Source organism: Cupriavidus gilardii (assembly GCF_017598945.1).
Taxonomy (GTDB): Bacteria; Pseudomonadota; Gammaproteobacteria; order Burkholderiales; family Burkholderiaceae; genus Cupriavidus; species Cupriavidus gilardii_E.
Genome location: NZ_JAGFTW010000016.1, coordinates 17717 through 30185, shown reverse-complemented (window position 1 = coordinate 30185; position 12469 = coordinate 17717). Strand labels below are relative to the sequence as shown.

Below are 12469 nucleotides of genomic sequence, written 5' to 3'. Positions count from 1 at the left end.
CAGTGGGAGTCTTACTTCTTCGACATTTGAAGGATTCTGAGCACGATGAGTGCGAAGGCAGTCGCGACGATGGCCGTCACCGCATGGCCCATGCCGGCGGCCACGCCGATCGCGGCAGCAATCCAGATGCTCGCGGCAGTTGTGAGCCCCCTGACGTGTGTCTCATTGTCCGGCTTCAGGATCGCCCCTGCACAAAGGAATCCGATGCCTGACGTGAGACCCTGAAGCACGCGGCTCATGTCGGCAAGCTGCACGCCCGCCTGGAGGGGAACCACGACAAAAACGCATGCCCCCAGCGCGACGAGCATGTGAGTGCGCACGCCTGCGGATTTTCCCGAGCTCTCCCGCTCGTACCCCAGCAAGCCCCCCAAAACGATAGAGACGGTCATTCGAACGACGGCACGTACTGCCTCGGCAGCATTAGCGAGATCGGAGAATTCCGAGCTCAATGTGCGGATGATGTCGTTCATTGCGGAGCGTCTCTGGGTGTGTCCTGAAAATGGCCAAGACAGTCTATGTCGCAGAAGATGACTGTCAGATTGCCGAGCTATGACACAACCGGATTCGCTGGCCCGGGGGCAAGATTAACAACGTATTACATTTCGGCAATAAAGCCTGACAACGGAAGGGCAACCTTAGAATGCCGGCCATTAGTGCTCGTTTTCGCGCCAGTGTGTCCACTCGAAGTGCGCGACATTCTCCTCCAGCCCCCGAACCGCATGACCGATTCTTCAATCTCCCCGTCCCAACCCGCTGGTCTCTCGAGGGCGCTGGACAATTTCCTGACACGCCACCGCATCGGCGTTTGGCGTGTTGTCGTAACGTTTGTCCTGGCAAGTCTGGTCTTTGGCCATTCTCGCTGGGACGGTACCTGGGTGTCGCCGCTGCTGCTGACGCTGGGGATGTTGGGGGTGAGCCTGGCCACGGTCGGGCGGCTCTGGTGCGCGTTGTACATTTCCGGGCGCAAGAACAATACCTTGGTGACCTCGGGTCCATATTCACTGTGTCGCCATCCGCTCTATGTCTGCAACTTGCTAGGCATTATCGGACTAGGGGCGATGACCGAGTCGCTGGCGGTTACCGCAGTCCTGGCGCTCGCATTTGCGCTGATGTACCCGGCTGTCATCCGGACGGAAGACCGCTTTCTGGCTTCCGCCTTCCCGGAATTCGCCGAATACGCACGCCGTACACCAGCGTTCTTTCCCCGTCTGTCGCTGTATAGGGGGGAGTCGACATGGACGGTCCATGTGTCTTCCTTTCAACGCAATATTGCGGACTCGGTCTGGTTTCTCGGCCTGTCGGTGGTCGTGGAGTCGTTTGATTTGTTCCATGACGCCGGCGTCCTCCGGGCGGTCGTGACGCTTGCCTGATGCGGGCAACTCCGCATACACGTACAGCCATGCACTACGCTCACGTCTCCGATTCTGTTGTCGAGAGCATGCTCGTGATGCTGGTCGGCCTGATCGTCCTGTATGTGGGGTTCGCTGTCTATTTGCGGTGGAAGCATGGGCCCGCCCCCAAGCGTAAGACTGATGAGGGGCGAAAGCGGCACCCCAAAACGAGCAGGCGAAAGCGATAATCGTAATCTGCTCTTAATGCTGGTGATCGAGGATTCATGTAAACTTCGGCGACGGCCCAGCCGTTAGTACTTCAACCCCAAGCCCCCCGCACAGTCTCCCAAGGAATGCGACGTTTCGTTCTGATCTTCGTGCTGCTCATTTTGCCGTTCCAGTTTTCCTGGGCGGCAGCGGCACGCTATTGTCAGCACGAGAAAGCCACGGCCACTTGGCACCTTGGGCACCACGAGCATCGTCATCAGCAGCCGGAAGGTAAAACGGATGCCGAGAAAAAGCCATTCGTGGATACAGACTGCGGGGTATGCCATCTGGTCTCCCTCCCGTTCGTCTATGGACAGACGCAGGACGTGTTGATAGCGAATCGGGTAGAAGTGACCGATACTCAACATGCGTCCGAGTTCTCGTCTCTGAATGCCAGGGCTCCCGACCGTCCTCAGTGGCAGCGTCTCGCTTGATCGGCGAGACGACGACTCTTTTTCTCCTTTCGTCTCTCGCCGAATTCTCCTGGTCACATACCTTGGTGCAATTCGATGCGAAGACTATTTCTGCCGCTCGGGCTGGCGGTAGCATTTCTCAGCCCAAACTTTGCCGTAGCGCAATCTGACACCGGCACGTCCATGGTGCCCGTCTTCCCAAGGGAAGCGGCGGGACCGTTGACCCTCGAGGCCGCGTTGTCGCTGGCGGCAGGAAGCAATTTCAACCTGTCCGCCGCCGCCAAGGAACTCGATTCCACAGAAGGTGGGATCATGCAGGCCCGGGTTATTCCGAACCCGGAACTCCAGACGCTGGTCGAGGACACGCGGAAATCCACCCGTACATCCACCGCCCAGATGAATATCCCCATCGAACTGGGCGGCAAGCGCTCGGCTCGTATCAATGCCGCGGAAAGGACGCGCGAACTGGCGCAGGCAACGCTGGCTGGCGTTCGCGGTGACATTCGGGCGCAGGTAATCGAGAGCTTTTTTTCCGTCTTGATCGCACAGGAACGCGTCAAGCTGGCAACTGGCTCCGCGGATATCGCTGCGAGGGGCGCGCAAGCCGCTTCACGCCGCGTCGCGGCCGGCAAGATCTCCCCGGTTGACGAAACTAAGGCACGTGTCGAACAGGCCAACGCCGAACTTGAATTGGCCGAAGCAACGGCGAGCCTGCAGTCCGCCCGTCAGGCGTTGACGGCGTTGTGGGGCAATGCATCGCCGCAGTTTACCGAAGCACAGGGCAATCTGGACGCGCTGCCATCCAGGCCGGCGCCTGAACTCCTTCTGAAGGAGCTGGAAAACTCACCGCTGGTGGCCGCAAGCCGCGCTGAACTTGACCGCCGCCAGGCATTGGTGGGCGTTGAGCGCAGCCGCCAGTATCCGGATCTGACAGTCAGTCTGGGTGCCAAGCGAGATACAGAAGCCAACCGCAACATGGCGGTGATCGGTGTGGCGATCCCGTTGCCGATTTTTGACCGGAATCAGGGCAACTTGTATTCGGCCATTCGCCAGGCGGACAAGGCCCAGGATGAATATCTGGCCAATCGCATCAGCCTGACCCGAAATCTCCTGATGGCATCGAACCAGCTGTCGGTATCGCGCGCCTCGGCACAAACGCTGAAGCAGACCGTCTTGCCAGGCGCCGAGCAAGCCTTCAACGCGGCGACCATTGGCTTCGAGGCCGGCAAGTTCAATTATCTGGACGTCCTGGATGCCCAGCGCACGCTGTTCCAGGCACGCATCCGCTATCTCGGCGTGCTTGGACAAACCTATCAGGCGGCGACCACGATCGATCGCATTCTGGGACGTTAAGACGGGATTCATAAAACATGGCTATTTCGAACAAACAAAAGGCTGCCATTGCGGCCATCGTACTGGTGGGCGGCGTCGCGACTGGTGGCGTTCTGCTGAGCGGGCGCTCTGCGCCGGAAGAGCAGGGTGGGCACTCGGAATCCAAGGGGCATGGCGACACCGAGCACCATGGCAAGCAGGCGGCGGAAGCCGACCACAAGGATGACAAGTCACACGGCGACGGCGAGCATCACGAGGTCAAGAAGGGCCCCAATGGTGGCGCGCTCTTTTCGCGTGATGGCTATGACGTCGAAATTGGCACGGCCGAATCCAAGGGCGAGGCCCGTATTCGGCTCTGGGTTAGCAAGTCTGGGAAGGCGGTGGCAAATGGCGTGGCAGCGACAGGCCAGCTCGTGCGGGCTACGGGCGAGTCTCAAGCGCTCAAGTTCGTGGTGTCTGGCGACGCGCTGGAAAGCCAACAGCCAGTTGCCGAGCCCCATGTCTTTGACGTGACCGCAAATGTGACCTTGCCCGGTTCGTCTTCGCCACTCGCCGTGCGGCTCTCGAAAGAGGAAGGCAAGATTGAGTTGACAGCGGACCAGCTGGCCAAGACAGGGGTAGTGGTTCAAACCGCGGGCTCGGCAAAGGTCCAGGCTGGCGTCCAGTTCCCCGGCGAAATCCGTTTCAACGAAGACAAGACAGCCCACGTGGTGCCGCGACTGGCTGGCGTCGTAGAGAGCGTTCCGGCCAATATTGGGCAACAGGTTAAGAAGGGACAGGTTCTCGCGGTCATCGCGAGCACCGGACTTTCTGACCAGCGCAGCGAACTGCTCGCAGCACAGAAACGTCTGGATCTGGCGCGTGTCACTTATGACCGCGAGAAGAAGCTCTGGGAACAGAAGATCTCTGCGGAGCAAGATTATCTGAGCGCCCGCAACGCGCTGCAGGAAGCGCAGATCAGTGTCCAGAACGCGCAGCAGAAGCTGACCGCCATTGGCGCCAGCAACAGCTCGACGGCACTCAATCGCTACGAGCTGCGCGCACCGTTCGACGGCATGATCGTTGAAAAGCATATCTCGCTTGGGGAAGCGGTGGCGGACAACGCCAACGTGTTCACGCTGTCGGATCTGTCGTCCGTCTGGGCCGAGTTCGTGGTGTCTGCCAAGGATGTCGAGCGGGTGCGCATCGGCGAAAAGGCGTCGATCAATTCGGCATCGTCCGATGTGAAGGCAGATGGCACCGTTTCATACGTGGGTTCGCTGCTGGGCGAGCAGACGCGGACGGCGAAGGCCCGCGTAACATTGACCAATCCACAGATGGCTTGGCGACCGGGTCTCTTCGTCACGGTCGACGTATTCGGTGCTGATGTCGAGGTGCCCGTTGCGGTGAAGACCGAGGCCGTCCAGGACGTCAATGGCGAGAGCGTAGTCTTTGTCGCGGTTCAAGGTGGATTCGTGCCGCAGCCGGTGAAGGTCGGCCGGACAAACGGCAAGGTCATCGAGATTGTCGAGGGCCTGAAGCCGGGCGCACGTTACGCCGCCGCCAACAGTTTTGTTCTGAAGGCCGAACTTGGCAAATCCAGCGCCGAACACGGCCATTGATACGGGGGAAACAGCAATGTTTGAACGTATCATTAGTTTCGCCATCCAGCAGCGATGGCTGGTCCTGCTCGCCGTGTTTGGAATGGCCGGGTTAGGGATTTTCAGCTACAACCGACTACCGATCGACGCGGTCCCTGACATTACCAACGTTCAGGTTCAGGTCAATACCTCGGCACCAGGCTATTCACCGCTCGAAACCGAACAGCGTGTTACGTATCCGATCGAGGTCGTGATGGCCGGCCTGCCGGGACTCGAACAGACGCGTTCCCTGTCCCGCTATGGCTTGTCGCAGGTGACGGTCATCTTCAAGGATGGCACGGACGTCTATTTCGCGCGCCAACTCGTCAACCAGCGCATCCAGGAAGCCAAGGACAATCTGCCTGAAGGCGTTGTGCCGGCGATGGGGCCTATTTCGACCGGCCTCGGGGAGATCTATCTATGGACCGTTGAAGCCGAAGAGGGTGCTCGCAAAGCTGACGGGACTGCCTATACGCCGACAGATTTGCGCGAAATCCAGGATTGGGTGGTACGGCCGCAACTGCGTAACGTGCCCGGTGTCACCGAGATCAATACTATCGGTGGTTTCAACAAGCAGTACCTGGTCGCGCCGAGTCTTGAACGGCTAGCGTCGTACGGGCTGACGCTGACCGACGTCGTCAATGCGCTGAACAAGAACAACGACAACGTGGGTGCGGGCTACATCGAGCGTAGGGGCGAGCAGTATCTGGTTCGTGCGCCGGGTCAGGTTGCGTCCGAAGACGACATCCGCAACATTATTGTCGGTACAGCGCAGGGGCAGCCGATCCGCATTCGCGACATCGGGGATGTGGAGATTGGCAAGGAACTGCGTACCGGTGCGGCAACCGAGAATGGCAAGGAAGTTGTGCTGGGCACGGTATTCATGCTCATCGGCGAAAACAGCCGGGCTGTGTCAAAAGCGGTCGATGAAAAGGTCGCTTCCATTAACCGTACGATGCCGGAAGGTGTGAAGATCGTAACGGTATACGACCGGACACGTCTGGTCGACAAGGCCATTGCGACCGTCAAGAAGAACCTTCTTGAAGGCGCGGTGCTCGTCATCGTAATTCTGTTCCTTTTCCTGGGTAACATCCGCGCGGCGCTGATTACCGCGACGATCATTCCGCTGGCGATGTTGTTCACCTTCACGGGGATGGTGAACTACAAGATCAGTGCGAACCTGATGAGCTTGGGCGCGCTCGACTTCGGCATCATCATCGATGGCGCGGTGGTGATTGTCGAAAACTGTGTGAGGCGACTGGCGCATGCGCAGGAACACCATGGCCGGCCATTGACGCGCTCCGAGCGGTTCCATGAGGTGTTTGCCGCAGCGAAGGAGGCGCGTCGCCCACTGATCTTCGGTCAGCTCATCATTATGATCGTCTACCTGCCGATCTTTGCGCTGACGGGGGTGGAAGGCAAGATGTTCCACCCGATGGCGTTCACGGTCGTCCTGGCGCTGCTGGGCGCGATGATTCTGTCCGTGACGTTCGTTCCGGCTGCGGTCGCCTTGTTCATCGGCGAACGGGTGGCCGAGAAAGAAAATCGTCTCATGCTCTGGGCGAAGCGTCGCTACGAGCCGCTGCTGGAAAAGTCGCTCGCGAACACGGCCGTTGTATTGACGTTTGCCGCGGTGTCAATTGTTCTGTGCGTGGCCATTGCGGCCCGCCTGGGCAGCGAGTTCATCCCCAATCTGAACGAAGGCGACATTGCCATCCAGGCGCTGCGCATTCCTGGCACGAGCCTGTCGCAGTCCGTGGAGATGCAGAAGACGATCGAGACGACCCTCAAGGCAAAATTCCCCGAAATCGAGCGCGTGTTTGCGCGGACAGGTACGGCGGAGATTGCATCCGATCCGATGCCGCCGAATATTTCGGATGGCTACATCATGCTCAAGCCTGAGAAGGATTGGCCAGAGCCGAAGAAAACACATGCCGAACTGCTGTCCGCCATCCAGGAGGAAGCCGGCAAGATCCCCGGGAACAACTACGAGTTCTCCCAACCGATCCAGCTGCGGTTCAACGAGCTGATCTCCGGGGTCCGCTCGGACGTCGCAGTCAAGATCTTCGGCGATGACAACAACGTGCTCAGCGAGACGGCGAAGAAGGTATCGGCCGTGCTGCAGGGCATCCCCGGCGCGCAGGAGGTGAAGGTAGAACAGACCACCGGCTTGCCGATGCTGACGGTCAAGATCGATCGGGAGAAGGCGGCGCGATACGGGCTTAACATGAGCGACGTGCAAGACGCGGTGGCAACGGGCGTCGGAGGCCGTGATTCCGGAACCTTCTTCCAGGGCGATCGTCGTTTCGATATCGTGGTCCGCCTGCCCGAAGCTGTGCGCGGCGAGGTCGAGGCTCTGCGCCGATTGCCGATTCCGTTGCCAAAAGGAGTGGACGCGAGAACGACGTTTATCCCATTGAGCGAGGTGGCGACGCTGGAAATGGCGCCCGGCCCGAACCAGATCTCGCGCGAGAACGGCAAGCGCCGCATCGTGATCAGTGCCAACGTTCGTGGACGTGATATTGGTTCATTCGTGCCCGAGGCGGAAGCGGCTATCCAAAGCCAGGTCAAGATCCCGGCTGGCTACTGGATGACATGGGGTGGCACCTTTGAGCAACTGCAGTCCGCCACCACCCGCCTGCAGGTGGTAGTGCCGGTGGCGCTGTTGCTGGTCTTCGTACTGTTGTTTGCGATGTTCAACAACATCAAGGATGGCTTGCTAGTCTTCACGGGCATTCCCTTTGCGCTGACTGGCGGGATTCTTGCCCTGTGGATACGCGGCATTCCGATGTCCATTACTGCAGCGGTGGGCTTCATCGCGCTGTGCGGGGTGGCGGTGCTCAATGGTCTGGTGATGCTGTCGTTTATCCGATCGCTGCGCGAAGAAGGGCATTCCCTCGACAGCGCGGTCCGAGTTGGCGCCCTGACGCGACTGCGTCCGGTGCTGATGACGGCCCTGGTGGCATCCCTGGGTTTCGTGCCGATGGCCATCGCCACCGGTACGGGCGCTGAGGTGCAACGTCCCCTCGCAACGGTGGTAATCGGTGGCATCTTGTCGTCCACGGCGCTGACCCTACTGGTGTTGCCGGTGCTCTATCGACTTGCTCACCGCAAGGATGAGGACGCGGAAGATACTCGCGAGCCAGTCACTCAGACGCATCAACCGGATCAAGGCCGCCAGCCTGCATGACGTAAATCCTTGGGCGGTCATCGTACCGCCCAATTTTTATAGGAGTTTCTATGGGCGCAGGTCACTCACACGACCATCCCGGTGGCAACGAGCGATCGCTCAAGATCGCCCTTGCGCTGACCGGTACGTTCCTGATTGCCGAAGTGGTCGGTGGTGTCATGACGAAGAGCCTGGCGTTGATCTCCGACGCCGCGCACATGCTCACGGACACCGTCGCACTGGCCATCGCACTGGCTGCTATTGCGATCGCCAAGCGACCCGCGGACAAGAAGCGGACATTTGGCTACTACCGTTTTGAGATTCTTGCCGCGGCCTTTAACGCATTGCTGCTGTTCGGTGTGGCTATCTACATCCTGTACGAAGCCTACCTGCGGCTGAAATCGCCACCTCAGATTGAGTCAACCGGCATGTTCGTCGTGGCTGTGCTGGGCCTGATCATCAATCTCATCAGCATGCGCATGCTGTCCTCCGGGCAAAGCAGCAGCCTGAACGTGAAGGGTGCTTATCTGGAAGTCTGGAGCGATCTGCTCGGGTCGGTTGGCGTCATCGCCGGTGCGATCATCATCCGCTTCACGGGCTGGGCGTGGGTCGACTCCGCCATTGCGGTGCTGATCGGCCTCTGGGTACTGCCTCGCACGTGGATCCTGCTGAAGTCGAGCCTGAATGTGCTGCTCGAAGGCGTACCCGATGACGTGGATCTGGCAGAGGTTGAGAAGCAAATTCTGGCGACGCCCGGGGTAAAAAGCTTCCATGACCTCCACATCTGGGCACTTACCAGCGGCAAGGCGAGCTTGACGGTTCATGTCGTGAATGACACGGCCGTCAACCCGGAAATGGAAGTGCTACCGGAATTGAAGCAGATGCTGGCTGACAAATTCGATATCACGCACGTGACCATTCAGTTCGAACTGGCACCATGCGAACAAGCGGATGCAGCTCAGCATTTCAATGCATCGCCAGCACTGGTCGGATCGAAGTCGCTTGCTGCAGGAGGAAACTAAGGTGCGGGTACTTGTTGTAGAAGACGAACCGCGTACTGCGGAGTATTTGCAGAAGGGATTGTCGGAGTCGGGTTTCGTGGTCGACATCGCGAACAATGGTGGCGATGGGCTCCACATGGCGGAAGAGACCGACTACGACGTCATCATCCTGGACGTCATGCTGCCAGGTATGGACGGGTGGACGGTCATCAAGTCCATTCGATCCAAGTCCGAGACACCCGTACTGTTTCTGACGGCGCTGGATGATGTGGCGGATCGTGTCAGAGGCTTCGAGTTGGGGGCAGACGATTACCTGGTCAAGCCCTTCGCCTTTGCCGAGCTCCTTGCCCGTATCCGGCGTTGCTTGCGCCAAAGCACCTCGAAGGAGTCCGAGCGATTGCGCATTGCCGATCTGGACATCGACGTGCTTGGAAGGCGGGTATTCCGGGGAACTACCCGCATTGAATTGACGAATCAGGAGTTCTCGCTGTTGCACCTGCTCATGCGCCGGAGAGGGGAGGTGCTGTCGCGAACCACGATCGCGTCCCAGGTCTGGGACGTCAACTTCGACACGGATACCAATGTCGTTGACGTCGCGATCCGGCGCCTGAGATCCAAGGTGGATGATCCCTTCGATCAAAAGCTGATCCATACCGTACGGGGAATGGGCTATGTCCTCGACCCAGAGCGCGGCCGGTGACGGAATGAGGCCCGGGACTTCGATAACCCCGCTGTCACTGACGAGGCGGCTTGGGCTCTTCTTTGCATTGGTACTGTCTATCGCGCTGGCCAGCATGGGCGCCTTTGCTTACTACTCGCTCGCCGCGCAACTCGAGGCCAGAGACGATGAGGTTGTAAAGGGAAAACTCGAACAGGTCGAGCATTTCTTGCGCGAGGTGGACGGGGTGCAGGGCGTCCCGGCGGCGCAGCATCGCTTCGATGATCTGGTGCGAGGTTACTCGGACCTCATCGTTCGCGTCACGGCGCTGGATGGCCGGCTTTTGTTTCGCACGGGCAACGATGCATTGCTGGAAGGCACTGACCAAGCGGCGGTCACGGGAAAGTCATCGCTCATGTTCCAGTCCGCCGATGCGGTGTTGGGGCGAGACGGTACGCGGGCGACGGTGTTCGTGGCGAAGTCTGGCGAGGACAGGAAGCAGGTGACTGCGCGATTCCGGACGACGCTCGTGCTTGGTACCACCGTCGGTGTGATATTGACGGCCCTGGTGGGGGCGGCCATTACGCGCCGTGAGCTGGAGCCGGCGCACGTACTTATCAAGCAGATCAACCGGATCAGTGTGGAACGGCTGAGCTACCGGGTGGACATGCCACCCAAGCCCACCGAAGTGCGTGATATCGCCTCTGCGTTCAATGCGATGCTGCAACGCCTCGAGGATGGTTATCAGAAGCTGTCGCGGTTCTCCGCCGATCTTGCCCATGATTTGCGCACGCCGCTTAACAACCTCATTGGACATGCCGAGGTCGCCTTGTCACGAGACCGCACCGGGCCCGAGTATGTCGCCTTGGTGGAGGAAAGCCTGGTCGAATACCAGCGACTTGCGAGGATGATCGATGCGATGTTGTTCCTCGCGCGAGCTGACAGTGCCAATGTGGCGCTCGAGTTGACGGAACTCCAGTTGAATGCAGAACTTCGCAAGTTGTCCGCCTACTTTTCGGTGCTTGCAGAGGAGCGAAGCGTCGTAATCAGGGTAAGCGGGGATGCCACCCTGGTCGCTGATGCCATTCTGTTCCAGCGTGCGATCAACAATGTTCTGTCAAATGCGGTCCGTCATGCGTGGCCGAATTCGATGATAGATCTGGTGGTGCGCCGCGAAGCGGCACATTGTTGCATCGACATCACGAACGTTGGAGACCCAATCCCGGAGCGGGAACTTTCCCTCATCTTTGATCGGTTCTTCCGTGGGGATAGGGCGAGATCCAACTCGTCACAGTCCACGGGGCTGGGCCTGGCCATCGTCCTGTCGATCATGGAGCTCCATGGCGGCGACGCGTCAGCCGTGAGCGGCTTGGATGGGAAGACACGCTTTACATTGCGCTTCCCGCTCAACGGTGCTGAAGCCTCAGCGCGGGTTTCGGTGGGTAGGCCGAGTCAGGACCGACCAGTCGTTGGGTAGAGTGGTGCAATGAGCCCGATTGCCTATTTGTAATCGCCGGGCAAGGCTGCAGCATGCGTACAATTTATACACTCGTTTTCATAGATCAACGAAGTCTCTAGAAAGGAGATGACTATGAAAACGAAGAAACACGCCTTGCTGTTTGCGGCGTTGCTGTTGGGTGGGATGTCGGCTTCGTATGCTTTGGAAATGACCGGGTTGAAACCGGGCGTGCCTGCGTCGACGGCGACGGCGCAGGCGATGGCGAAGCGTCACGCGACCTTGTATGGCGATCCAGCCGGCCAATCTCAGGCCAGTCGCATTATCGACGTGAAGCCAGGGATGCGGTATGTCAACGTGGACTCTGGCGAGACGGTGGCGTTTCGGGCCGGCGAGAAGATCGTCGCATGGACCTTCGCCCAGATGGTCAGGGATACGAGTGTGGACCTTGGCTTGTTGATGCCGGATCTGCCGGGTAGCGCTGGCGTGCGCGTCTATATTGATAGAAGCGACCTCTTCACAGGTGGCTGAACGTTGCTGAACCGGTGAACTACAGGCCCCGCACAATGCGGGGCCTTTTTCATCGTCATTGGCGTCGGTTCTGCCGCTTAGCAATACACGAGGCGATGGGAAGTTGTAGCACGCGCCACCGCATCATGAACGGCACCGGATTGACGCCGATGGAGGGAAAAAAAGCTTGCCCTCCGGGGAGGGCAAGCTTCGGAAGCTTTCGCCATCGGGATAAAGCGAAAGAGCACCAAGAGCCAAGCAACTGACGGGTGCCTGGCTCCCCCACAGAGGTCGGTCTGAGTTTCAGGGACGGCTTGCGTCAAATTCCGCGTGCGCCATCGGTGAACACATCACGCGGCCCAATACGCGAGCCGTCGGTAAATACGTCACGCTGGCCGAGGCGTGCGCCGTCGGTGAACACGTCGCGCTTGTCGATGCGTGCACCGCCGGCGTAAATGTCGTTGACTGCGGCGCGTCCGCCGTCGGTGTAGGGGTCGCGGGGACGGTGGATCTGGCCATCAGGGGTAGCAGCGATGGCGGAGCCGGCGGCAGCAATCGTGAGGGCAGCAGCAATCAGGGCAGTGTGAATCGTCTTCATGGAATCTCTCCGGAGTCAATGTTTGTGAGTCTCTAATCGCTCACCGTGTTCACAGTCTAGCTACCGGACCTGCTCCACTGAATTACCCGCGTATTACGATCCTGTCATAAAAAAA

The 12469-nt window shown here is 59.3% G+C and carries 11 protein-coding genes; 9 read left to right on the top strand and 2 right to left on the bottom strand.

The window, feature by feature from the left end; translation table 11 throughout:
- Positions 1-11: 11 nt before the first annotated feature.
- Positions 12-470, bottom strand: coding sequence for an MgtC/SapB family protein (locus J5T34_RS07260; protein ID WP_004635330.1), 459 nt, complete (start codon positions 468-470; stop codon positions 12-14).
- Positions 471-719: 249 nt separating this feature from the next.
- Here J5T34_RS07260 and czcN point away from each other — a divergent pair, with 249 nt between their 5' ends.
- The 9 genes from czcN (at position 720) to czcE (ending at position 11777) form a co-directional block, all read left to right on the top strand.
- Positions 720-1370, top strand: a complete 651-nt coding sequence (czcN, locus tag J5T34_RS07255; protein ID WP_020206397.1) for a heavy metal efflux RND transporter CzcN — start codon at positions 720-722, stop codon at positions 1368-1370.
- A gap of 314 nt (positions 1371-1684) precedes the next feature.
- Positions 1685-2032: a CDF family cobalt-zinc-cadmium transporter CzcI gene (czcI, locus tag J5T34_RS07250; RefSeq protein ID WP_137924345.1), complete on the top strand. Its 348-nt coding sequence runs from the start codon at positions 1685-1687 to the stop codon at positions 2030-2032.
- A gap of 75 nt (positions 2033-2107) precedes the next feature.
- Positions 2108-3364, top strand: a complete 1257-nt coding sequence (czcC, locus tag J5T34_RS07245) for a heavy metal efflux RND transporter CzcC (protein ID WP_004635338.1) — start codon at positions 2108-2110, stop codon at positions 3362-3364.
- A 17-nt stretch (positions 3365-3381) separates the two neighbouring features.
- Positions 3382-4944, top strand: coding sequence for a heavy metal efflux RND transporter CzcB (czcB, locus tag J5T34_RS07240; RefSeq protein WP_004635340.1), 1563 nt, complete (start codon positions 3382-3384; stop codon positions 4942-4944).
- Positions 4945-4960: 16 nt separating this feature from the next.
- Positions 4961-8152, top strand: a complete 3192-nt coding sequence (czcA, locus tag J5T34_RS07235; RefSeq protein ID WP_004635342.1) for a heavy metal efflux RND transporter CzcA — start codon at positions 4961-4963, stop codon at positions 8150-8152.
- A gap of 50 nt (positions 8153-8202) precedes the next feature.
- Positions 8203-9153, top strand: a complete 951-nt coding sequence (locus tag J5T34_RS07230; RefSeq protein WP_004635344.1) for a cation diffusion facilitator family transporter — start codon at positions 8203-8205, stop codon at positions 9151-9153.
- 1 nt (position 9154) lies between these two features.
- Positions 9155-9832: a heavy metal homeostasis two-component system response regulator CzcR gene (gene czcR, locus J5T34_RS07225; RefSeq protein ID WP_008646724.1), complete on the top strand. Its 678-nt coding sequence runs from the start codon at positions 9155-9157 to the stop codon at positions 9830-9832.
- 4 nt (positions 9833-9836) lie between these two features.
- The gene (czcS, locus tag J5T34_RS07220; protein WP_011229349.1) at positions 9837-11267 is read left to right on the top strand and encodes a sensor histidine kinase CzcS; all 1431 of its coding nucleotides are present in this window, start codon (positions 9837-9839) and stop codon (positions 11265-11267) included.
- 108 nt (positions 11268-11375) lie between these two features.
- Positions 11376-11777: a copper-binding periplasmic protein CzcE gene (czcE, locus tag J5T34_RS07215; RefSeq protein WP_011514820.1), complete on the top strand. Its 402-nt coding sequence runs from the start codon at positions 11376-11378 to the stop codon at positions 11775-11777.
- A gap of 298 nt (positions 11778-12075) precedes the next feature.
- On the opposite strand, the gene J5T34_RS07210 is transcribed toward czcE, so the two are convergent.
- Positions 12076-12354 carry a hypothetical protein gene (locus J5T34_RS07210; protein WP_008646716.1) on the bottom strand — a complete coding sequence of 93 codons (279 nt, stop codon included), beginning with the start codon at positions 12352-12354 and terminating at the stop codon, positions 12076-12078.
- Between the last annotated feature and the right edge of the window lie 115 nt (positions 12355-12469).